The sequence below is a fragment of the Xanthobacter autotrophicus ATCC 700552 genome, assembly GCF_043194565.1.
Lineage (GTDB): Bacteria > Pseudomonadota > Alphaproteobacteria > Rhizobiales > Xanthobacteraceae > Xanthobacter > Xanthobacter autotrophicus_F.
The window spans coordinates 158,824-178,408 of record NZ_JBAFVS010000007.1 but is presented as its reverse complement, the minus strand read 5'-3'; the positions used below and the strand labels follow the sequence as shown (position 1 = coordinate 178,408).

The window sequence follows — 19,585 nt, the reverse complement described above, 5'->3', positions numbered from 1 at the left end:
TTTGCGCTTCTGCAGCGGTATTTCAGGCGGAATACCGAAGTTTATTTGATCTGGAAAGATATGGAAATGAAAAGCCATATCCGTAAGGGTCCCCAGTCACATTGCGGACCGGACAATTGGTGATTCCGATGCCAGGCTTGGCACATTAAGCGCCCCATTGAATCGCGTTGGCAGATGGCGTCCAAAGGGGAGGGTGCGCGAGGCCCCCCCGCCATCTGCGATCATCGTTGCCCGTTGAAGATCGCAGCCGGGCCTCGCCGGGGGGCCGAGGTCTCCGCGCCTGCGCGGCTTCCCGGCCATTGCAGGACGATCCGGCCGTGCGGAGGCGCCGGCCGGATCCGTGCCTCAGACCACGGTGAGGCGGAGTTCGCCCACGCCTTCGACGCCGCCTTCCAGCACGTCGCCCTTTGCGATGGGGCCGACGCCCGCCGGGGTGCCGGCGAAGATGAGGTCGCCGGGGGCGAGCCTGAACAGGGTGGAGAGGGTGGCGATCATCTCCGGAACCTTCCAGATCATCTGGTTGAGGTTGCCGTCCTGCTTCACCGCCCCGTTGATCTTGAGGAAGATGCGCCCGGCATCGGGATGGCCGATGGTCGCCGCCGGCACCAGGGCCGAGCAGGGCGCGGCCTCCTCGAACGCCTTGCCCACTTCCCATGGCCGGCCAAGCTTCTTGGCCTCGCCCTGCAGGTCGCGGCGGGTGAGGTCGAGGCCCACCGCATAGCCGAACACGCAGTCCAGCGCCCGCTCCAGCGGAATGTCCTCGCCGCCGGCCTTCAGCGCCACCACCAGCTCCACCTCGTGGTGCACGTCCTGCGACATCTTCGGATAGGCGATGGTCGCGCCGTGGGGCACCAGCGTGTCGGGATTCTTCTGGAAGAAGAAGGGCGGCTCCTTGTTGGGATCGTGGCCCATCTCCACCGCATGGTCGGCGAAGTTGCGGCCCACGCAATAGATGCGGTGGACCGGGAAGTGGTCGTCGCTGCCCACGATCGGAAGGGTGGGGACGGCGGGCGGCGCGAAGACGTAAGCAACCATGGCAAGGCTCCGGAGAGGGGTCCCTTTCCATAGGACGCAGGCGGCGGGGAGAAAAGGGTATCCTGCGGCCCCTGCCGGCGCGCTTGCGCCCGAAGCGTTCTATTTCCCGTCGAGGCGGCGGGAGAAGACGACGCGCGGCTCTTCCAGATAGCCCACGGCGGCATAGAAGCCGCGCACGGCCGCGTTGTCCGGGCGCACCAGCAGCATGAGCTTGGGCACGGCGCGGGTCCGCAGCCAGTCCTCGGCGGCGGTAAGCAGGGCGCGGCCGAGGCCCTTGCCCTGCAGATCGGGCTCCACGGCGAGGTAGTAGATCCAGCCGCGGTGGCCGTCGTGGCCCACCATCACCGAGCCCGCGAGCGCGCCGTCCCGCCGCGCCACCAGAATGGTGGAATGCGGTCCGCGCCGGGCAAGGGCGATATCGGCGAGGGGATCGTTCCATGGCCGGGTCAGGCCGGTGCGTTCCCACAGGGCCTTGAGGGCCTGCGTGTCGGTGTCCTGCGCATGGCTGAAGGCAAAGCCCTCAACGGCGGTGGCGGCGAGCGTCTCGGTCATGCGGGGATCTCGCTTGTGGACGTGTTCTGGGACGGGCGGGGCGCGGCGGCGCGCTGGAGGCGGTCGTATATGGCTTCGCCCAGGCCGGTGCGGGGCAGGGGCACTACGGCGATGGCGGCGGCGCCGGAGGCATCGAGCGCCCGTAGCGCCCCGTACAGCCGGGCGGCCGCCTCGGTGAGGTCGCCGGACGCGCTGAGGTCGAGCAGGCTTCCGGCATCCTGCGTGCCGTCCGGCGCCGCGCCGGCGAAGGTGAGCAAGGCTTCGCCCGGGGCGACCCGGGTGGCGTCGAGCCGCAGCACGGCGCGGGGCGCATAATGGGAGGCGAGGCGGCCGGGTGCCATCGGGCGGGCGTCATCGGTGGCGCCGGGCCGCGCGACGGCATGGCCAAGAGCAGCCTCGATCTCTTCCCGCGCCAGTCCGCCGGGACGCAGCAGCACCGGTACTTCACCGGTAACATCGAGAATGGTGGATTCGACCCCCACCGGGGTCGGACCGCCGTCCAGCACCGCGTCGATGCGGCCTTCGAGGTCGTCCATCACATGGGCGGCGGTGGTGGGGGAGACATGGCCGGAGCGGTTGGCGCTGGGCGCCACCACCGCGCCGCCGAAAGCGCCGATCAGCGCCGCCGCATCGCCATGGGCGGGCACGCGCAGGGCCACCGTGTCGAGCCCCGCCCGCGCCAGCTCGCAGACGCCGTCGCCGCCGGCATAGGGCACCACCAGCGTCAGCGGCCCCGGCCAGAAGCGCTCCGCGAGGATGTTCGCCGCCCGGTTGAAGGTGCCGAGCCGGCGGGCAGAGGCGACGTCCTGGGTGTGGGCGATCAGCGGGTTGAAGGCCGGGCGCCCCTTGGCGGCATAGAGGGCGGCCACGGCCTCGGGGTTGGCGGCATCGGCGCCGAGGCCGTAGACGGTCTCGGTGGGAAAGGCTACGAGGCCGCCGCCGGCCAGAAGCCGCGCCGCCTCGGCGACCGCGCCGGGGGCGGCGGCCGGCAGAAGGCGCGTCGGGTGTGGACACGTTGGCCGTGGGTGCGGCGGGGCGGGAGAAACCATGATGCCTTCTATCCGCGCGTGTCCGACCAAAGGGCCACAATACGCCTCTTGACGAAGCCGGCCGGCGCCGCGATGTGGGAAGCCGAACGTCGCGTGCTTAGAGCGCGCCCCGCGGGGCCGGTCAAGCGCATGGCGCACACGGGAGGGTCACATGAGCTATCGCGCGCCGGTGGAAGAGGTCGCCTTTTTTCTCAAGACCTGCACGACACTTCCCCAGCTGATGGAGCAGGGCCTTGTGGACCTCTCCTTCGACGTGGTGGACCCGGTGCTGGAAGAGGCCGGCAAGTTCGCGGCCGCGGTCATCGCGCCCCTCGACAAGGTGGCCGACAAGCAGGGCTGCACCCTCAAGGACGGCGCCGTGACCACGCCCGAAGGCTGGCGCGCCGCCTATGAGGCCTGGGCCAGCGCCGGCTGGAGTTCGGTTGCGGCACAAGAGGCGTTCGGCGGCCAGGACCTGCCCACCTCGGTGACCTCGGCGCTGACGGAGTTCTGGAATTCGGCCTCGCCCGCCTTCGGCATCGGCGGCGTGCTCACCATGGGCGCCATCGAGGCGCTCACCGCCCACGGCGCCCCCGAACTCCAGCAGACCTTCCTGCCCAAGATGGTGGCCGGCACCTGGACCGGCACCATGAATCTCACCGAGTCGCAGGCGGGCTCGGACCTCGCCGTGCTGCGCGCCAAGGCGGTGAAGCAGGCGGACGGCACCTACCGCATCTTCGGCACCAAGATCTTCATCTCCTACGGCGAGCACGACATCGCCGAGAACATCGTGCACCTCGTGCTCGCCCGCCTGCCGGATGCGCCGGCCGGCACCCGCGGCATCTCGCTCTTCGTGGTGCCGAAGGTGCTCGTGAATGCGGACGGCAGCCTCGGCGCGCGCAACGACGTGGTCTGCGCCGGCATCGAGCACAAGCTCGGCCTGCACGGTTCGCCCACCTGCACCATGGCCTTCGGCGAGAGCGGCGAGGGCGCCATCGGCTACCTCGTGGGCGAGGAGAACAGGGGCCTCGCCTGCATGTTCACCATGATGAACAACGCCCGCCTCGCCGTGGGTGTCCAGGGCGTGGCGGTGGCCGAGCGCGCCACCCAGCGCGCCTTCGCCTATGCCAAGGAGCGCCGGCAGGGCAAGGCGCCGGGCTTCGAGGGCTCGGCCCCCATCATCGCCCATCCGGACGTGAAGCGCATGCTGCTCACCATGCGCGCGGAGACCGACGCCGCCCGCGCCATCTGCCTGAAGACCGCCGACGCCCTTGATCGCGCCCACCGCCTGCCCGACCCCTCCGCCCGCGCCGCGGCGCTGGCCGAGGCGAGCCTCCTGACCCCGGTGGCCAAGGCCTTCTCCACCGACATCGGCATCGAGGTGGCCTCCACCGGCGTGCAGGTGCATGGCGGCATGGGCTATGTGGAGGAGACCGGCGCGGCCCAGCACCTGCGCGATGCGCGCATCTTCGCCATCTATGAGGGCACCAACGGCATCCAGGCCATCGACCTTGTCACCCGCAAGCTGCCGCAGGAAGGCGGCGACGTGGTGAATGCGGTGATCGCGGATTATCGCGACATCGCCGCCGAGGTGGCCGCGCTCAACGCCCCCGATTTCGGCCATACGGGGGTGCGGCTCGCCGAGACCGTGGATGCGCTCGCCCGCGCCACCCGCAAGATGCTGGACTGGCTGCCGAGCGACCAGGCCAAGGCGCTGGCCGGGGCCACGCCGTTCCTGCGCCTGTTCGCCCGTGCCGCCGGTGGGGCCTATCTCGCCAAGGTGGCGCTGGCCGCCTACGCCGAGCGGGCGGCGGGCGGCACCGACCCGCGCCTTGCCGCGCGCATCGCCCTCGCGCGCTTTTTCGCCGAGAACCTCGCCACCGAGGCGAAGGGTCTGGAAGAGACCGTCACCAGCGGTGCCAATGGCGTGCTGGAGGCGGAGGCGGTGCTCGCCGTCGCCTGATGCGGCTTAGAGCGTTTTCGAGCGAAGTGGGTACCGGTTCGCGTGAAGAAAACGCGTCAACACAAGGCTCTAGCGGCTGGCGAAGCCGTCGAAGATGTAGTCCGGCGCGCTGGTGTTGTGGCGGGACGGCACCAGCCGGCCTGCCCACAGCATGGCGACGTTGTCGGCATCGGTGAAGCTCAGGATGGGGGCCTCGCCGATGCTGGCAGGTGCCCCGCTTTGGGATGCCCCGGTTTTCGCGAGCGTCCGCCAGGAGACGCGGGCCACGTCCGCATTGCCCTCGGTCACGTACATGGAGCGCAGGGCAGCGAAGGTGCGCGGGGCCGTGCCGTCGAATTCCGCTTCCAGGGTCAGCGCGTCGCGATCCAGCCCGGCGAGCTTCAGCCGGGCCTTGCCGCCATCGGCGAAGGACAGGGTGAAGGTGCGGGTCTGCGGCGCGAAGCCGATTTCCTTCAGCCGCACCAGCGGGCGCTCGGCCTGCTCCACCGGACCCAGCAGGAAGGATGAGCCATAGGCGGTGCTGGAAAGATGCGCCGGCGAGAGCGGCCGGGCGCGCCAGTAGCCATCGGGGGGATAGACCACCAGCACCTCTTCCGGCTGCTGGTTTTCGCCGCGGACCCACAGTTGCACCATGTGCAGGCCCTGCGTCACCTCGGTGCCGACCCGGAACGGCACCGTGGCGGCCCGCCAGAACGAGGGGAAGATGAAGCCGGTGAGCCACAGGTCCGGCGTCTCGTAGATGGTGATGCGCTTAGGCGCCGTGGCGGCGGCGGGCGACGTTCCGGACGGTGCGGGGGTGGTGGCCGGCACCGCCGGGTCGCCGGAGAAGTCGCAGGTGTCGAAATCCGGCTCGGTCCGGTCGACGCGCAGCATGCCGGCATAGGCCGGATGGCGGGCGATGATGCGGAAGCGGCTCACCTTGTCGGAGACGAAGGAAAGCGTGACGTTATCGGTTTCGGCGCAGGTGGCGGCCACGCTCTCGTTGCGCACGGTGACGCCGATGGGCTCGGCCAGAGCGGCAACCGGCGCGGCCAGAAGGGCGCAGCAGGCGAGAAGGCGCAGGATCGGCTTTGCAAACGCATGCCCTGCAAAGGCATTTCGGGACAAGGCACGCACGGCAAGGACGGGCATGGGGGCTCCGGGAAACGTCGGTGCGTCAGGCGGGCGACCTTACCAGCGCGCGGCGCAGTGGCAAACGCGGCGCCGAAGCCCTCGCAATCGGCGCCGGCCTTTCCTATATGATGGGGCATGTGACGTTGCGGCATTTGCCCGGCGTCGGGGAGGACCAGATCGGCATGTCCATGTTTCGCAAGCGGACGGTTATGGCGGCTTTGGCCGTCGCTGGTGCGCTGACGCTCGTCGCCGCGGACCATGCGGAGGCGCGCCAAGGCGGCTCCTTCGGCAGCCGAGGAACCCGGACCTACCAGACCCCGGCTGCCACCCCCACGACGCCGGGCGCGGTGGCACCCGTCCAGCGCTCCACCACTTCGCCGCAGACGGCGCCGTCCAGCGCGGCCCGCCCGCAGGCTGCCGCGCCGCGCTCCTCCATGTTCGGCAGCGGCTTGGGCGGCTCGCTCATGCGCGGCCTGCTCATCGGCGGTCTCATCGGCATGCTGATGGGGCAGGGGCTTGGCGGCCTTGCCGGTATCCTGGGGCTACTGCTTCAGGTCGGCCTTGTCGTCGGCGTCGTCATGCTGGTGATGCGCCTGCTGCGTCGCTCCCAGCCGGTTCCCGCCGGTGCGGGCTCTGGCTCTGGTGCAGGCTCCGGCGGGCCGCGTCCCGCGGCGCCCGGCGACTGGCGCGCCGCCAGCGCACCGCCGACCGCCGCTGCCCCGCCCGCCGGCTCCGGGCGGACGCCCGGCGTGCAGGATGAGATCGGCCTCTCCGCAGCCGATTTCGATGCCTTCGAGCGCCTGCTCGGCATCATCCAGGGTGCCGTCAGCCGTGAGGACCAGGCGGAGCTTCGGGCCAATACCACGCCGGAGATGTTCGGCTACCTCGCCGACGAACAGCGGGAAAACGCCGAGCGCGGGGTGCGCAACGACGTCTCCGACGTGAAGCTGCTCCAGGGCGACCTGGCCGAGGCGTGGCGGGAAGGCAACCGCGAGTACGCCACCGTTGCCATGCGCTATGCCAGCCGCGACGTGATGCTGGACCGAGCGAGCGGCCGGGTGGTCTCGGGCAATGCCGCGGGCGTGGGGGAAAGCACCGAGGTGTGGACCTTCGTGCGCGACCGCATGGCCGGTCCCACGGGTGGGCAGGCTGGGGCTTGGCGCCTCAGCGCCATCCAGGGCGCCTGAGCGGCCTCTCGCATATGCGTGAGGGGCAGGCGGCGGGGCTTCCCGCCGCCGCCGCGACGTGGTCTAAAGCGCGCCCATGAGCGCTCCTGCGACCCGCGACTCCTTCAAGAGCGACTCCTTCGGGAGCCCCTCCACCAGCGTCATCACCGTCTCCGGCCTCGGCAAGACCTATGCGACGGGGCATGTCGCCCTGAAGGATGTCTGCCTCGACATCCGGCGCGGCGAGATCTTTGCCCTGCTCGGGCCCAATGGCGCGGGCAAGACCACACTCATCTCCATCATCTGCGGCCTGGTGAACGCCACTGCCGGCAAGGTAGAGGTGGCAGGGTACGATATCGTCGCCGATTACCGTGCGGCGCGCTCCCGCATCGGCCTGGTGCCGCAGGAGCTGACCACCGATTCGTTCGAGAGCGTGTGGGCCACCGTGAGCTTCTCCCGCGGCCTGTTCGGCCGCAAGGCGGACCCCGCCCATATCGAGAAGGTGCTCCGCAGCCTGTCCCTGTGGGACAAGAAGGATGCGCGCATCATGACGCTCTCGGGCGGCATGAAGCGGCGCGTCCTCATCGCCAAGGCGCTGTCGCACGAGCCGGAAGTGCTGTTCCTCGACGAGCCGTCCGCCGGCGTGGACGTGGAGCTGCGCCGCGACATGTGGCGCCTCGTGCGCGAGCTGCGCGACGAGGGCGTCACCATCATCCTCACCACCCACTATCTGGAGGAGGCCGAGGAGATGGCCGACCGGGTGGGGGTGATCGCCAAGGGCGAGCTGATCCTGGTGGAGGACAAGGCGACGCTCATGCGCAAGCTGGGCAAGAAGCAGCTCACCGTCGAGCTGACCACGCCGCTTTCCGCCCTGCCGCGGGCGCTGGCGGACTTCGGGCTTGCCCTGTCCGCCGATGGAACCCGCCTCACCTACACCTATGCGACCAATCGCGAGGGAGACGACGACGGCCTCTCCATCGCCGGCCTGCTCGCCGCCCTGTCGTCCGAGGGCATCGCCTTCAAGGATCTCCACACGGAGCAAAGCTCCCTCGAAGACATCTTCGTGAGCCTGGTGAGGCGCGAGCCGTGAACCTGCAAGCCATCCGTGCCATCTACGGCTTCGAGATGAACCGCACCCGGCGCACGCTGGGGCAGAGCGTGGTCTCGCCCGTCCTGTCCACGTCGCTGTATTTTGTCGTGTTCGGCTCGGCCATCGGCCCGCGCATGGCAGAGGTGGGGGGCGTCGCCTACGGCGCCTTCATCGTGCCGGGGCTGATGATGCTGACCCTGCTCACCCAGTCCATCAGCAACGCGGCCTTCGCCATCTACTTCCCGCGCTTCACCGGCACCATCTACGAGCTGCTGTCGGCGCCGGTCTCGCCGTTCGAGATCGTGGCGGGCTATGTGGGGGCGGCGGCCACCAAGTCCACGGTGCTGGGGATCATCATCCTGGCCACCGCCTCGCTGTTCGTGCCGCTGGAAATCCGCCATCCGTTTTGGGTATTGGCGTTCCTGGTGCTCACGGCGGTCACCTTCTCCCTGTTCGGCTTCATCATCGGCATCTGGGCCGACGGGTTCGAGCGGCTGCAACTCATCCCCATGCTGGTGATCACGCCGCTGACCTTCCTCGGCGGCACCTTCTATTCGCTGGACATGCTGCCCCCGGTGTGGCGGACGGTCACCCTGTTCAACCCCGTGGTCTATCTGGTGTCCGGCTTCCGCTGGAGCTTCTTCGGCCATTCGGACGTGCGGGTGGAGGTGAGCTTCGCCATGACGCTGGCCTTCCTCGTCGTGTGCCTCTTCACCGTGCGCTGGATGTTCCGCACCGGCTACCGGCTGAAGAGCTGACAGTGGACCCTGCGATCTGCGAACCGAAAGGAAGCTGTGTGGCCGATCCCTTGTCCCGCCCCACCTATAAGGCCTTCACCGAGCGCGCCCCGGATGTCTATGCCGGCCTGTCCGCCCTCACCAGGGCGGTGGATGCCGCAGGCCTCGACAAGGGGTTGACCGAGCTGGTGAAGCTGCGCGCCTCCCAGATCAACGGCTGCGCCTTTTGCCTGAAGTTCCACCTGGGCGTGGCCCGCAAGGCCGGCGTGCCGCAGGACAAGCTGGACCTGCTCGCGGCGTGGCGGGATGCGCCGTTGTTCTCGGCGCGGGAGCGGGCGGCGCTGGCCTATGCGGAAGAGCTGACGCAGCTGGAGGCGGAAGCCGCCTCCGATGCGGCCTGGGCGGCGCTGCTGCAGGAGTTCTCGGAGGACGAGGCGGTCTTCCTGACGGTGACCATCGCTTCCATCAATGCCTGGAACCGCATCGGCATCGCCCTGCGCTTTGCGCCACCGGCCTGATGCGGGGAGCCCCGGGCGGCGAACCGCCCGAGGCTTGCCCAGGGTTTGGCCGGCTCAAAGCCCGCCGACGCACATGTACTTGATGTTCAGATAGTCGTCGCAGCCGTACTTGGAGCCTTCCCGGCCCATGCCGCTTTCCTTCACGCCGCCGAAGGGGGCGACCTCGGTGGTGATGACGCCGGCATTGATGCCCACCTGGCCGTATTCCAGCTTCTCCGCCACGCGGAAGGCGCGGCCGAGGTCCTTGGTGAAGAAGTAGCAGGCGAGGCCGTATTCCGTCGCATTGGCGTAGGAAACGGCCTGCTCCTCGGTCTCGAACTTGAAGAGCGGGGCCAGCGGGCCGAAGATCTCGTCGCGGGCAAACGCCATGTCCTGGGTGGCGCCGGCCAGCACCGTGGGCTCGAAGAAGGTGCCGCCCATGGCCGGCTGCTTGCCGCCGGTGAGCACGGTGGCGCCCTTGTCGAGGGCATCCGTCAGCAGGCGCTCCACCTTGGCCAGCGCGCGCTCGTCGATGAGCGGGCCGGCCACCACGCCTTCGTCCAGGCCGTTGCCCACCTTCAGCTTCTTCGCAGCCTCGGCGAATTTGGCGGCGAAGGCGTCATAGATGCCAGCCTGAACGTAGAAGCGGTTGGCGCACACGCAGGTCTGGCCCACGTTGCGGAACTTGGAGGCGATGGCCTGCTCCACGGCAAGGTCAAGGTCGGCATCGTCGAACACCAGGAACGGCGCGTTGCCGCCCAGTTCCATGGAGATCTTCTTCATGGTGTCGGCGGACTGCTTCATCAGCAGCTTGCCCACGGGGGTGGAGCCGGTGAAGGTCACCTTCTTCACCAGCGGGTTGGAGGTCATCTCCCCACCGATGGCCGGGGCCTCGCCCACCACGATGTTGACCACGCCGGCCGGGATGCCGGCCATCTCCGCCAGCACGCCCCAGGCGAGGCCCGAATAGGGGGTCAGTTCGGAGGGCTTGGCCACCACCGTGCAGCCGGCCGCCAGCGCCGCCCCGATCTTGCGCGACAGCATGGAGGAGGGGAAGTTCCACGGCGTCACCGCCGCCACCACGCCCACCGGCTCCTTGGTGACGAGGATGCGGCGGCCCGCCCAGGGGGAGGGGATCACGTCGCCGTAGAGGCGCCGGGCCTCTTCCGCGAACCAGCGCACATAGCCGGCGGAGGCGCCGATCTCGCCCTTGGCCTCGGCCAGCGGCTTGCCCTGCTCGGTGGTGAGGATGGCGGCCAGCTCATCCGCATTCTGGGTGATGAGGTCGGCCAGCTTGTGCAGCTTCACCGCGCGCTCGGCGGCGGTGGTGGCGCGCCAGGTCTTGAAAGCTTCGGACGCGGCTTCGATGGCGCGGCGGGTCTCGGCGGCGCCGGCCTTCGGGATGGTGCCGATGATTTCGCCGGTGGCCGGATTGTTGACCGCGATGGTGGCGCCGGAGTCCGCGTCCACCCAGGCGCCGCCGATCAGCATCTTGTCGCGCAGCAGCGTGAAATGCGCGGTTCCGGAACGGGAGATGGGCTGGGGTGCTGCCATGGGAGGCTCCTGAGGGCATGAAGGGCCGGGGCGATCGAACGCCGGCGTTGGATATACGATATAGGACGGCGCTGCCAGCGGGACAGGGGCGACGCCTCAGCGCACGCAAACCTCAGCGCACGCAAACCTCAGCGCACGCAAACTTCAGCGCACGCAAACTTCAGCGCACGCAGGTGATGGAGTGGAAGGGAACCACCTGTTCCTTCTGCCCCGCCCCGGCGGCCACCTGGCACCTGAGATAGTCGCGGCCCACGCTCAGGGGCGCGAAGCCGGTGAGGGTGTTTCCACCGATCACCTGGATGATGATGGCCTGCCCATCCTTGTGGCTGACGATGTCGAGGATGGCAGCACGGAAGTCGTCTTCCTTGAACTGACACTGCATGACGTCCCTCCCGGGGATCGGCGGCGCGCCCTTCCGGCGCCCGGCGGCGCGCCTGCAGATGCGACTATAACCCGCAAAGGCCGCTCCCGGTCATGCGGTGAATGCATGCGACGCGACCGGCCCATTCACAGTTGATCGGTGTCAAAAGCGGACCCAGCGGAAGGGCGTATCAAGGAGCGTCTGCCGCGGGAACCCCCACCATGCTCAAGATTGCAATCCTCGTCTGGCTCGTGCTCGCCACCACCTTTGCCGGCGCGGCCATCATGTTCGTGCTGGCCATGCCGTCTTTGGCGGGGCAGGACATGCAGCTCATCCCCATCGCGGCGGCCATCGGCGCGGTCGTCGCCATTCCGGCGGCCTATGTGGTGGCCAAGCGCATCCTCGCCGTCACCGCCAAGCAGGTGTGAACGACACCCGCGTCAGCCCCTTGCGATGGCGTGGAAGAAGCCGCCCGTCAAGGTGCCGCGCCGGCTGCCGGCGGGTCCCAGCGGGCGGCCTTCGGCATCGGACAGCTCGGCGAGGGGATCGTCCCCGCCGCGGGTGATCACGGTCGCGTAATGGAACTCATGGCCGCGCACCGTCTCCCCTGTCGTCCCAAGGGGCGAGGGGGCGACAAGGCGCGCCACCCGGTAGCCGAGGTTCATCTTGCGGCGGGCAAAGCTGGTTTCCAGCTCCAGCAGCCCGAGCATGGCGTGGGTGGTGCCGTCCGCGTCGGTGAGCGTCTGGCCGAGGGCCATGTAGCCACCGCACTCGCCGTGGACGGGCTTTGTCTGGGCGAAGCGGCGCGTGCCTTCGAGGAAGCGCTCCGCCGCCGCCAGCCGGCCGGCATGAAGTTCCGGATAGCCGCCGGGCAGCCAGCACACGTCGCAGGACGGGTCGGGCGCCTCGTCGGCCAGGGGTGAGAAGGGCAGGATTTCCGCCCCCCGCGCCCGCCAGCCCGCCAGCATGTGCGCATACATGAAGCTGAAGGCCGCATCCTGCGCCAGCGCGATCCTTTGGCCCGGCGGCGGGATCAGCGCGTCGGCGTCCCCCGCTGCAAGGCCCAGCGGTCCGGCGGCGGCGCGGATGCCGTCAAGGTCGAGATGGCGCTCGCCGAGATCGGCCAGGGCTTTGAGGCGGGCGGCGAGATCGTCGGTTTCGCCGGCCTGCACCAGGCCGAGATGGCGCTCGGGCAGCGCGATGGTCGCCTCGCGCGGGACCGTTCCAAGGATCGGCACGCCCAGCGGGGCGATGGCCTCGCGGATCATGCGCGTGTGCCGCTCGCTGCCGAGCTTGTTCAGCACCACGCCGGCGATGCGCACGCGCGGATCGTGGTTGAGGAAGCCCCGCAGTACCGCTGCCGCCGTCTGGGACTGCCCCGATACATCCAGCACCAGCAGCACCGGCAGGCCCAGGCGGGCGGCGATGTCGGCCCCCGCGCCGGTGCGGCCCGGCTCCGTCGCCACCCCGTCGAACAGGCCCATGGCGCCTTCCGCCACCAGCAGCTCGGCACCCTCCGACGCCGTCGACGCGAGGTGGTCGACGAGAGCCGGCGGCATGGCCCAGCTGTCGAGATTGAGCCCCGGCCGGCCGGTGGCGGCGGCATGGAAGGCGGGATCGATATAATCCGGTCCCGATTTCGCTGCCCGCACGGCGACGCCCCGCCCCGCCAGCGCCGAGAGCAGGGCGAGGGTGATGGTGGTCTTGCCCGATCCGGAGCGCGGGGCGGCGATGAGGAGGCCGCGGGGGGCGTTCAACGCCGGGTCCCCCCTTCCGCAGTCGGCTCGGCCTCTCTATCAAGGCGGTCATGAGCGACGTGCCGAGCGACCTTCCCGAGGGCGCCCCCACCGACCGGCCGCTGAAGCGTGGCTGGACCACGGGCACCTGCGCCGCCGGCGCGGCCAAGGCTGCCTTCGCGGCCCTCGTCACCGGCGCCTTTCCCGATCCGGTCGAGGTGGAACTGCCCAACGGCGCCCGCCCCGCCTTCGCCCTCGCCGTTCAGGACCTTGGCCCCGATAGCGCCATGGCCGGCATCGTCAAGGATGCGGGCGACGATCCGGACGTGACCCACGGCGCCCTCGTGCGCGCCGCCGTCCGGCGCGGCGCGGCGGGTGCCGGCGTCACCTTCCGGGCTGGCGAGGGGGTGGGCATGGTCACACGGCCGGGCCTGCCCATTGCGCCGGGTGAGCCGGCCATCAATCCGGTGCCCCGCCGCATGATCGCCGCCGGCATCGCCGAAGTGGCGCGGGCGGCGGGCGTTGCGGCCGATGCGGAGGTGGAGATTTCCATCGCCGATGGCGCGCGCCTCGCGCTCAAGACGCTCAATCCGCGCCTCGGCATCGTCGGTGGCCTCTCGGTGCTGGGCACCACGGGCATCGTCGTGCCCTATTCCTGCGCGGCCTGGATCCACTCCATCCATCGCGGCATCGACGTGGCCCGCGCCATGGGGCTGGATCACGTGGCCGGGGCCACCGGCAGCGCATCCGAACAGGCGGTGCAGAAGCTGCACGGCCTGGACGAGGTGGCGCTCATCGACATGGGCGACTTCGTCGGCGGCATGCTGAAATATGTGCGCACCCATCCGGTGGCGAAGGTGACCGTGGCCGGCGGCGTCGCCAAGATGACCAAGCTCGGCCAGGGCTTCCTCGATCTCCACTCCAAGCGCGGCCGTGCCGACATGGCGGCCCTTGCGGCGCTGGCAGCGGGCGCCGGCGCGCTGCCGGACCTCGCAGCACGCATCGGCGCCGCGCACATGGTGGCGGAGGCGTTCCAGATCGCCCGCGCCGAGGGCTTCCCGCTGGGCGATTGCGTGGCCCGCGCCGCCTGGGCCACCGCCGCACGGGCGCTCGGCCGGGCCGATGTGGCACTGGAGATTGCCGTGTTCGACCGCGACGGCACGCTCATGGGCCGTGCGCCCTTCGCCCCCGCGCAGGCCTGAACGCCGCCTCATTCCCCGCCCCCGCGGAAGCGGCGGACATAGGCGGTGTCGTAGAGCGCGCTTTCGCGGAAATCCTGCGCCGCCAGCGCCCGCCCCACCAGGATCAGCGCCGTGCGCGGGATGGGGTCGGCTGCAAGCTGGCCGGTGATGTCGCTGAGCGTGCCGGTGACGATGCGCCCGTCCGGCCAGGAGGCCTTGGCCACCACCGCCACCGGGCAGTCGGCGCCCAGCACCGGGATCAATTCCGCCACCACCCGATCAAGGGCGTGGATGGCGAGATGGATGGCAAGCGTCGCCCCCGTGGCAGCGAAGGCCGTGAGTTGCTCGCCCTCCGGCATGGCCGAGGCGCGACCGGAGACGCGGGTGATGACGAGGCTCTGCGCCACCTCCGGCACGGTGAATTCCCGCTTCAGCAGCGCCGCCGCCGCCGCGAAGGCCGGCACGCCTGGTGTCAGCGTATAGGGGATGGAAAGCCGGTCGAGGCGGCGCATCTGCTCGGCCACCGCGCTGTAGACGGAGAGGTCGCCGGAGTGCAGCCGCGCCACATCCTCGCCCGCCGTATGGGCGCGCACATATTCGGCTTCGATCCGGTCGAGGTCGAGGGGGGCGGTATCGATGATACGGGCGCCGGGCGGGCAATAGTTCAGCAGGTCCGGCGCCACGATGGAGCCGGCATAGAGGCAGACCGGACAGCGGGCGATGAGATCGCGCCCGCGCACGGTGATGAGGTCCGCCGCGCCCGGACCGGCGCCGATGAAATGAACGGTCACTCTTCTACTTCCTCCCGCCGGGCGAGGGCGCAGGTGACGGGGCCGAGCGCGAGGCGCGGCCCCAGAAGGCGCGCCTGTGCGCCGGCAGCGGCAAGGGCCGCCGTCTCGGCGGCCGAGGGCACGCGCAACAGGGCGATCACCCGCTCCGAGCGGGTCATGGTGCGGTTGGAGGCGGCTTCCAGCTGGGTCTGCGGCACCAGCACCAGCGGCAGGCCGAGCCTGGCCGCCGCCTCGCTGATGCCGGCCTCGCCCCCTTTCACCGCCGGCGCGGCGATGAGGGCCACGTCGTCCCGCGCCAGCGCGGCGCGCGCGAGGGCCGCGTCGAAGGCGGCGAGCACCTCGTCCACGCTCACCCCCCGTTTCGAGCCGATGCCGGCCACGATCATGTCCCGCCTCCCTCTCCCTCGGGTGGCTTGCCTTCAGGTGGCTTGCCTTCGAGTGGCTTGCCATAGCGCCACTGGGTGACCGGCATGGCGGGCCGCCATCCGGTCATGCCCTTCACCGGCACCGAGCGTGCCAGAGCGATGCGCACGAGGTCGCCGCCGAGCCTCGCATGGGCGGAAAGGAGCACCGCTTCCGTCTCCAGCGTCACCGCGTTGGCCACTAGCCGCCCGCCCGGCTTCAGCGCCGCGAGCGCCATCTCGAACACGCCCGGTTCCGAGGCGCCGCCGCCGAGGAAGATGACATCCGGCGGGGGCAGGCCGGCAAGGGCGCCGGGTGCCGCACCCTCCACCACTTTCAAATGCGGCACGCCGAGGCGCCCGGCATTGCGGGCGATGCGGGCCGCGCGGTCGGCGTGCCCTTCGATGGCGATGGCACTGAGCGAGGGGTGGGCCAGCAGCCATTCGATGGCGATGGAGCCCGCCCCGGCGCCGATATCCCACAGCAATTCGCCCCGTCGCGGCGCGAGGGAGGACAGGGTGAGGGCGCGGACCTCGCGCTTGGTGATCTGCCCGTCATGCTCGAACAGGTCGTCGGGAAGGCCGCTGGCGAGGGGCAGGAGGGGAGCGTCGGCGCCTGCTACCACCTCCAGCGCCACCACGTTGAGCGCGGCCACGTCGGTGAAGGCAAAGGCATCGGCCCGCGCCTCGCGCACCCGCTCGGACGGTCCGCCCAAAGCCTCCAGCACCACGAGGCGCGAGGCGCCGCAGCCGAGGGCGGTGATGAAATCCGCCACCTGTCGCGGCCCGTCCTCGTCCGAGGTGAGCAGGATCAGCCGCGCGCCATCCTGCAGGAAAGGCCGCAGCCGGGCCAGCGGCCGGCCGTGGAGGGAGACGAGGTCCGCCTCCTGCAACGCCCAGCCGAGGCGGGCAGCCGCCAGCGCGAAGGCGGAGGGCGCGGGGAAGGCGGACATCTCGTCCGCGGGGACATGGCGAGCAAGGCTTGCGCCCACGCCGTAGAGGAAGGGGTCGCCCGAGGCGAGGACGCAGACGTTCCGCCCGCGCGCGGCGAGGACGCCGGCAAGGCTGAAGGGGCTCGGCCACACCTGCGCTTCACCGGTGACGAGGTCGCCGGCAAGGGCGAGGTGGCGCGCCCCGCCGAACACGATCTCGGCGGAGGCGATGGCGGCGCGCGCGGCGGGGCAGAGGCCGTCCGCCCCGTCCTCGCCGATGCCGACGATGGACAGCCAGCGCCCGGCTGGGGCACTTATACCAACGGGCGATGAGCTTGACTCGTCGCCCGTTGGTATAAGCCCGCGCGGCGCCTGAGCGAAACCCTCCCGGCGCCGGTCAGAGACCGGGGCCGTTGGTAGTATGTCCGCCATGACCGATCCCTCCGTCTCGACCCCCGCCGTTTCAGCCATGGTCCCGCGCATTCTCCTGCTCGGCGGCACCAGCGAGGCCAGCGCCCTCGCCAAACGCCTGGCCGCCCGCTTGGCCGCCCGCATCGCCGACCATGCCGGTCTCGACGTGGTCCTGTCGCTGGCGGGGCGCACGGAACATCCCGCGCCCCAGCCGGTGCCCGTGCGCATCGGCGGCTTCGGCGGCGCGGCGGGGCTTGCAGACTACCTGAAGGCGGAGCGCATTGCCGCCGTGGTGGATGCGACCCATCCCTACGCCGCCCGCATGTCCTTCAATGCGGCCGAAGCTTGCGCGGCGGCGGGCGTGCCCCTCCTCGCCCTGCGGCGCGGGCCGTGGGTCCCCGTTGCCGGCGACCGGTGGCGGGAGGTGGCTGACGTGCCGGCGGCGGTCGTCGCGCTGGGGGATGCGCCCCGGCGGGTGTTCCTCGCCCTCGGGCGCAACGAGGTGCGCGCCTTCGAGGCGGCGCCGCAGCACGCCTATCTGGTGCGCAGCGTCGATCCGGTGACCCCGCCGCTGGCGGTGCCCGACGCCGAATATGTGCTCGGGCGCGGCCCGTTCGGCGAGGCGGACGACCGCGCGTTGCTGGAAGCGCATCGCATCGACACCATCGTGGCCAAGAACAGCGGCGGCGCGGCCACCTCCGGCAAGATGGCGGCGGCCCGCGCGCTGGGCATCGGGGTGGTGCTGATCGAACGGCCCGCCGTGCCCGCTGTCCCGGCGGTGGAGACGCCGGCTGAGGCCGAGGCATGGCTGCTCGACCGGCTTGGCGCTCACGGAGCGGACTCTTCGGCACAGGAAGCGGAGCCCTCTCCCTCTCCCGGCGCGTAGTCCTCTCCCGCTCGCGGCGCGGGCCTGTCCGCCGCGCGCGGCGCATAGACGAGGGGCGGCAGGCCGGGGCGCGGGACGATGCGGGTGTCGGCGGTGCCGATGATCACGCAGGTGGCCATGTCCGCCTGCGCCGGGTCGGCCTCAGCCAGGGTGGTGAGGGCGATGCGCTCGTCCTCGCGCCCCGCCGCCCGGCCGAACACCACGGGCACGTTGCCGGCAAGGCGCTCGCGCAGGATCTCGAAGGCCCGCCCCAACTGCCACGGCCGCGCCCGGCTGATGGGATTGTAGAGGGCGATGACAAAGCCCGCCTCCGCCGCCAGCAGCAGGCGCCTTTCCACCAGCGCCCAGGGCTTCAGATTGTCGGAGAGGGAGAGGGCGCAGAAATCGTGGCCCAAGGGCGCCCCGCAGCGCGCCGCCACCGCCAGCATGGCGGTGACGCCCGGCACCACCTCGAAATCGAGGGCGCGCCATGCGTCCGGGCCGTGCTCGATGGCCTCGCACACGGCGGCGGCCATGGCGAACACGCCGGGATCGCCCCCCGAGACCATGGCGACCCGCGCGCCCGCAACGGCGGCATCCAGCGCGGCCGAGGCGCGGGCGATCTCCTCGCGATTGTCGGACGGCCGGCGCTCCTGCCCCGGCCGCTCCGGCAGGCGGGCGAGATAGGGCGCGTAGCCGAAGACGAGGTCCGCCGCTTCCACCGCCGCCGCGGCCTCAGGCGTCATCTGCCGCGCCGCGCCGGGGCCGAGGCCGACCACGGTGAGGCGCCCCACCCTGTCGCCGGTGTTCATGCCGCCCGCTCCCAGCCGGGCACCAGCACGATGGAGAAATAGGGCGCGCGCTCGTCCGCCCGCTCGGCCAAAGGCACCAGGGCGCAATCGGCCATGGTGCCGCGCTCCACATAGAGCGCGCGGTCGAGCCGGCCGGCAGCGGCGAGCGCCCGGCGGATCTTGGGCAGGTTGCGGCCGACCTTCATGATCACCGCCGCATCGGCCGTGGCGAGGCGGCGCGCCAGTTCGTCTTCATCCAGCGTGCCGGGCAGCACCATGAGCACGTCGTCGCCCTGGGCGATGGGCGCCCCCGCCTGCGACCAGCAGCCGGACATGCCGGTGACGCCGGGAATGACCTGGGTGGGGAAACGCGGCGCGAGGCGCACATGCAGGTGCATGTAGGAGCCGTAGAACAGCGGGTCGCCCTCGCTCAGTACCGCCACCGTTCGGCCGGCGAGGATATGCTCGGCGACCCGCGCCGCCGAGGCGTCATAAAAGGCCCCGATGGCAGAGCGGTAGGCATCGTCGTGCCGGTGGATCTCGGTGGTGACCGGATAGAGCAGGGGCAGTTCCACCGTATCCGGGCGGAAGTGCGCCTGGGCGATGGTGCGCGCGTGGCTGACATTCCCGGCCTTGGCGAAATAGCCCACCACGTCGGCGCCGGAGATGGCCTTCACCGCCTTGAGGGTCATGAGATCGGGGTCGCCGGGGCCGACGCCCACGCCGATGAGCTGGCCTCTCATAGCCCGGCCCTCGCCAGCGCGTTGACGGCGGCCGAGGTGATGGCGCTGCCGCCGAGCCGCCCGCGCACGATGGCGAACGGCACGCCGCGCGGGTCGGCCGCCAGCGCGTCCTTGGATTCGGCCGCGCCCACGAAGCCCACGGGCATGCCGAGGATGGCGGCGGGGCGGGGCGCGCCCTGGTCCAGCATCTCCAGCAGGTGGAACAGGGCGGTGGGGGCATTGCCGATGGCCACCACCGCGCCGGCAAGCTGCCCGCGCCACAATTCCAGCGCCGCGGCCGAGCGGGTGGTGCCGAGCTTTTCGGCCAATGCCGGCACGGCGGGATCGCGCAGGGTGCAGACCACCTCGTTGTTGGCGGGCAGGCGGGCGCGGGTGATGCCATGGGCCACCATCTGCGCATCGCACAGGATGGGCGCGCCGGCTTCGAGCGCCGCGCGGGCGGCGGCCACCGCGCCGGGGCCGAACACGAAGTCCCGCGCCGCCTCCACCAGCCCGCAGGCGTGGATCATGCGCACCGCCACGTCTTCTTCCTCGGTGGAGAAGCGCGACAGGTCCGCCTCGGCACGGATGATGGCGAAGGAGCGCTCGTAGATGGCGGTGCCGTCGCGCACGTAATCGAAGGGGAGGGTCATGCTGCG

21 protein-coding genes are annotated in these 19,585 nt (G+C 70.9%); 8 read left to right on the top strand and 13 right to left on the bottom strand.

Translation table 11 applies throughout. The features are described from left to right. Positions 1–345 precede the first annotated feature (345 nt). The 3 genes from V5F48_RS10095 to V5F48_RS10085 form a co-directional block, all read right to left on the bottom strand. On the bottom strand, positions 346–1,035 hold the full coding sequence (locus V5F48_RS10095; RefSeq protein WP_394258582.1) for a fumarylacetoacetate hydrolase family protein: 690 nt from the start codon (positions 1,033–1,035) through the stop codon (positions 346–348). 99 nt (positions 1,036–1,134) lie between these two features. Further along, entirely contained in the window at positions 1,135–1,587 is a 453-nt protein-coding gene (locus V5F48_RS10090; RefSeq protein ID WP_394258581.1) for a GNAT family acetyltransferase, read from the bottom strand. Next, on the bottom strand, positions 1,584–2,636 hold the full coding sequence (locus V5F48_RS10085; RefSeq protein ID WP_394258580.1) for an L-threonylcarbamoyladenylate synthase: 1,053 nt from the start codon (positions 2,634–2,636) through the stop codon (positions 1,584–1,586). Before V5F48_RS10085 ends, V5F48_RS10090 begins: the two co-directional genes overlap by 4 nt. 151 nt (positions 2,637–2,787) lie before the next feature. Here V5F48_RS10085 and V5F48_RS10080 point away from each other — a divergent pair, with 151 nt between their 5' ends. After that, positions 2,788–4,578: an acyl-CoA dehydrogenase gene (locus V5F48_RS10080; protein ID WP_394258579.1), complete on the top strand. Its 1,791-nt coding sequence runs from the start codon at positions 2,788–2,790 to the stop codon at positions 4,576–4,578. Positions 4,579–4,647: 69 nt separating this feature from the next. Here the strand turns inward: V5F48_RS10080 and V5F48_RS10075 are convergent, their stop codons facing one another. Continuing rightward, on the bottom strand, positions 4,648–5,709 hold the full coding sequence (locus V5F48_RS10075) for a hypothetical protein (RefSeq protein WP_394258578.1): 1,062 nt from the start codon (positions 5,707–5,709) through the stop codon (positions 4,648–4,650). Positions 5,710–5,729: 20 nt separating this feature from the next. On the opposite strand from V5F48_RS10075, the gene V5F48_RS10070 reads away from it, so the two are divergent. From V5F48_RS10070 to V5F48_RS10055, 4 genes are all read left to right on the top strand, one after another. Next, the gene (locus V5F48_RS10070; protein WP_394258577.1) at positions 5,730–6,878 is read left to right on the top strand and encodes a Tim44 domain-containing protein; all 1,149 of its coding nucleotides are present in this window, start codon (positions 5,730–5,732) and stop codon (positions 6,876–6,878) included. A 76-nt stretch (positions 6,879–6,954) separates the two neighbouring features. Continuing rightward, on the top strand, positions 6,955–7,947 hold the full coding sequence (locus tag V5F48_RS10065) for an ABC transporter ATP-binding protein (RefSeq protein WP_394258576.1): 993 nt from the start codon (positions 6,955–6,957) through the stop codon (positions 7,945–7,947). Beyond that, entirely contained in the window at positions 7,944–8,705 is a 762-nt protein-coding gene (locus V5F48_RS10060; RefSeq protein WP_394258575.1) for an ABC transporter permease, read from the top strand. Before V5F48_RS10065 ends, V5F48_RS10060 begins: the two co-directional genes overlap by 4 nt. 38 nt (positions 8,706–8,743) lie before the next feature. Beyond that, positions 8,744–9,202, top strand: coding sequence for a carboxymuconolactone decarboxylase family protein (locus V5F48_RS10055; protein WP_394258574.1), 459 nt, complete (start codon positions 8,744–8,746; stop codon positions 9,200–9,202). Positions 9,203–9,256: 54 nt separating this feature from the next. Here V5F48_RS10055 and V5F48_RS10050 read toward each other — a convergent pair whose 3' ends face one another. Together V5F48_RS10050 and V5F48_RS10045 are read right to left on the bottom strand one after the other, a co-directional pair. Beyond that, positions 9,257–10,735 carry an NAD-dependent succinate-semialdehyde dehydrogenase gene (locus V5F48_RS10050; RefSeq protein WP_394258573.1) on the bottom strand — a complete coding sequence of 493 codons (1,479 nt, stop codon included), beginning with the start codon at positions 10,733–10,735 and terminating at the stop codon, positions 9,257–9,259. A gap of 160 nt (positions 10,736–10,895) precedes the next feature. Continuing rightward, positions 10,896–11,117 (bottom strand): hypothetical protein, encoded by a 222-nt coding sequence (locus V5F48_RS10045; protein ID WP_394110821.1) that lies wholly within the window; start codon positions 11,115–11,117, stop codon positions 10,896–10,898. Positions 11,118–11,317: 200 nt separating this feature from the next. Here V5F48_RS10045 and V5F48_RS10040 point away from each other — a divergent pair, with 200 nt between their 5' ends. Beyond that, the gene (locus V5F48_RS10040) at positions 11,318–11,524 is read left to right on the top strand and encodes a hypothetical protein (RefSeq protein WP_394258572.1); all 207 of its coding nucleotides are present in this window, start codon (positions 11,318–11,320) and stop codon (positions 11,522–11,524) included. Between the two features lie 12 nt (positions 11,525–11,536). On the opposite strand, the gene V5F48_RS10035 is transcribed toward V5F48_RS10040, so the two are convergent. Then, a complete protein-coding gene (locus V5F48_RS10035) occupies positions 11,537–12,853 on the bottom strand; it encodes a cobyrinate a,c-diamide synthase (RefSeq protein ID WP_394258571.1) in 1,317 nt (438 codons plus the stop codon). A 50-nt stretch (positions 12,854–12,903) separates the two neighbouring features. Between V5F48_RS10035 and V5F48_RS10030 the strand changes: the two genes are divergently transcribed. Further along, entirely contained in the window at positions 12,904–14,034 is a 1,131-nt protein-coding gene (locus tag V5F48_RS10030; protein WP_394258570.1) for a cobalt-precorrin-5B (C(1))-methyltransferase, read from the top strand. Between the two features lie 8 nt (positions 14,035–14,042). On the opposite strand, the gene cobM is transcribed toward V5F48_RS10030, so the two are convergent. The 3 genes from cobM to cbiE are packed head-to-tail and all read right to left on the bottom strand — an operon-like array spanning position 14,043 to position 16,608. Next, positions 14,043–14,804 carry a precorrin-4 C(11)-methyltransferase gene (gene cobM / locus V5F48_RS10025; RefSeq protein WP_394258569.1) on the bottom strand — a complete coding sequence of 254 codons (762 nt, stop codon included), beginning with the start codon at positions 14,802–14,804 and terminating at the stop codon, positions 14,043–14,045. Beyond that, positions 14,801–15,190 (bottom strand): cobalamin biosynthesis protein, encoded by a 390-nt coding sequence (locus V5F48_RS10020; RefSeq protein ID WP_394258568.1) that lies wholly within the window; start codon positions 15,188–15,190, stop codon positions 14,801–14,803. Before V5F48_RS10020 ends, cobM begins: the two co-directional genes overlap by 4 nt. Continuing rightward, positions 15,187–16,608 (bottom strand): precorrin-6y C5,15-methyltransferase (decarboxylating) subunit CbiE, encoded by a 1,422-nt coding sequence (gene cbiE / locus V5F48_RS10015; protein WP_394258567.1) that lies wholly within the window; start codon positions 16,606–16,608, stop codon positions 15,187–15,189. Before cbiE ends, V5F48_RS10020 begins: the two co-directional genes overlap by 4 nt. Between cbiE and V5F48_RS10010 the strand changes: the two genes are divergently transcribed. Further along, positions 16,607–17,434 carry a cobalt-precorrin-6A reductase gene (locus V5F48_RS10010; protein ID WP_394258638.1) on the top strand — a complete coding sequence of 276 codons (828 nt, stop codon included), beginning with the start codon at positions 16,607–16,609 and terminating at the stop codon, positions 17,432–17,434. The genes cbiE and V5F48_RS10010 overlap by 2 nt on opposite strands. Here V5F48_RS10010 and V5F48_RS10005 read toward each other — a convergent pair. From V5F48_RS10005 to V5F48_RS09995, 3 genes are read right to left on the bottom strand one after another with little or no spacing between them, the layout of a single operon-like run. Further along, positions 17,377–18,225 (bottom strand): precorrin-3B C(17)-methyltransferase, encoded by an 849-nt coding sequence (locus V5F48_RS10005; RefSeq protein WP_394258566.1) that lies wholly within the window; start codon positions 18,223–18,225, stop codon positions 17,377–17,379. The two genes, V5F48_RS10010 and V5F48_RS10005, sit on opposite strands and share 58 nt — an antisense overlap. Beyond that, a complete protein-coding gene (locus V5F48_RS10000; RefSeq protein ID WP_394258565.1) occupies positions 18,222–18,947 on the bottom strand; it encodes a precorrin-2 C(20)-methyltransferase in 726 nt (241 codons plus the stop codon). Before V5F48_RS10000 ends, V5F48_RS10005 begins: the two co-directional genes overlap by 4 nt. Further along, positions 18,944–19,579 (bottom strand): precorrin-8X methylmutase, encoded by a 636-nt coding sequence (locus V5F48_RS09995; RefSeq protein WP_394258564.1) that lies wholly within the window; start codon positions 19,577–19,579, stop codon positions 18,944–18,946. The genes V5F48_RS10000 and V5F48_RS09995 overlap by 4 nt, the downstream gene beginning before the upstream one ends. Between the last annotated feature and the right edge of the window lie 6 nt (positions 19,580–19,585).

Bases quoted from the DNA above. Each gene is read 5' to 3' on its own strand.
- V5F48_RS10080 (WP_394258579.1), top strand. From the start codon at position 2,788: ATGAGCTATCGCGCGCCGGTGGAAGAGGTCGCCTTTTTTCTCAAGACC.
- V5F48_RS10010 (WP_394258638.1), top strand. From the start codon at position 16,607: ATGGTCCCGCGCATTCTCCTGCTCGGCGGCACCAGCGAGGCCAGCGCC.
- V5F48_RS10095 (WP_394258582.1), bottom strand. From the start codon at position 1,035: ATGGTTGCTTACGTCTTCGCGCCGCCCGCCGTCCCCACCCTTCCGATC.
- V5F48_RS10090 (WP_394258581.1), bottom strand. From the start codon at position 1,587: ATGACCGAGACGCTCGCCGCCACCGCCGTTGAGGGCTTTGCCTTCAGC.
- V5F48_RS10020 (WP_394258568.1), bottom strand. From the start codon at position 15,190: ATGATCGTGGCCGGCATCGGCTCGAAACGGGGGGTGAGCGTGGACGAG.
- V5F48_RS10040 (WP_394258572.1), top strand. From the start codon at position 11,318: ATGCTCAAGATTGCAATCCTCGTCTGGCTCGTGCTCGCCACCACCTTT.
- cbiE (WP_394258567.1), bottom strand. From the start codon at position 16,608: ATGGCTGAAACGGCGGGGGTCGAGACGGAGGGATCGGTCATGGCGGAC.
- V5F48_RS10030 (WP_394258570.1), top strand. From the start codon at position 12,904: ATGAGCGACGTGCCGAGCGACCTTCCCGAGGGCGCCCCCACCGACCGG.
- V5F48_RS10045 (WP_394110821.1), bottom strand. From the start codon at position 11,117: ATGCAGTGTCAGTTCAAGGAAGACGACTTCCGTGCTGCCATCCTCGAC.
- V5F48_RS10085 (WP_394258580.1), bottom strand. From the start codon at position 2,636: ATGGTTTCTCCCGCCCCGCCGCACCCACGGCCAACGTGTCCACACCCG.
- V5F48_RS09995 (WP_394258564.1), bottom strand. From the start codon at position 19,579: ATGACCCTCCCCTTCGATTACGTGCGCGACGGCACCGCCATCTACGAG.
- V5F48_RS10065 (WP_394258576.1), top strand. From the start codon at position 6,955: ATGAGCGCTCCTGCGACCCGCGACTCCTTCAAGAGCGACTCCTTCGGG.
- V5F48_RS10005 (WP_394258566.1), bottom strand. From the start codon at position 18,225: ATGAACACCGGCGACAGGGTGGGGCGCCTCACCGTGGTCGGCCTCGGC.
- V5F48_RS10075 (WP_394258578.1), bottom strand. From the start codon at position 5,709: ATGCCCGTCCTTGCCGTGCGTGCCTTGTCCCGAAATGCCTTTGCAGGG.
- V5F48_RS10050 (WP_394258573.1), bottom strand. From the start codon at position 10,735: ATGGCAGCACCCCAGCCCATCTCCCGTTCCGGAACCGCGCATTTCACG.
- V5F48_RS10000 (WP_394258565.1), bottom strand. From the start codon at position 18,947: ATGAGAGGCCAGCTCATCGGCGTGGGCGTCGGCCCCGGCGACCCCGAT.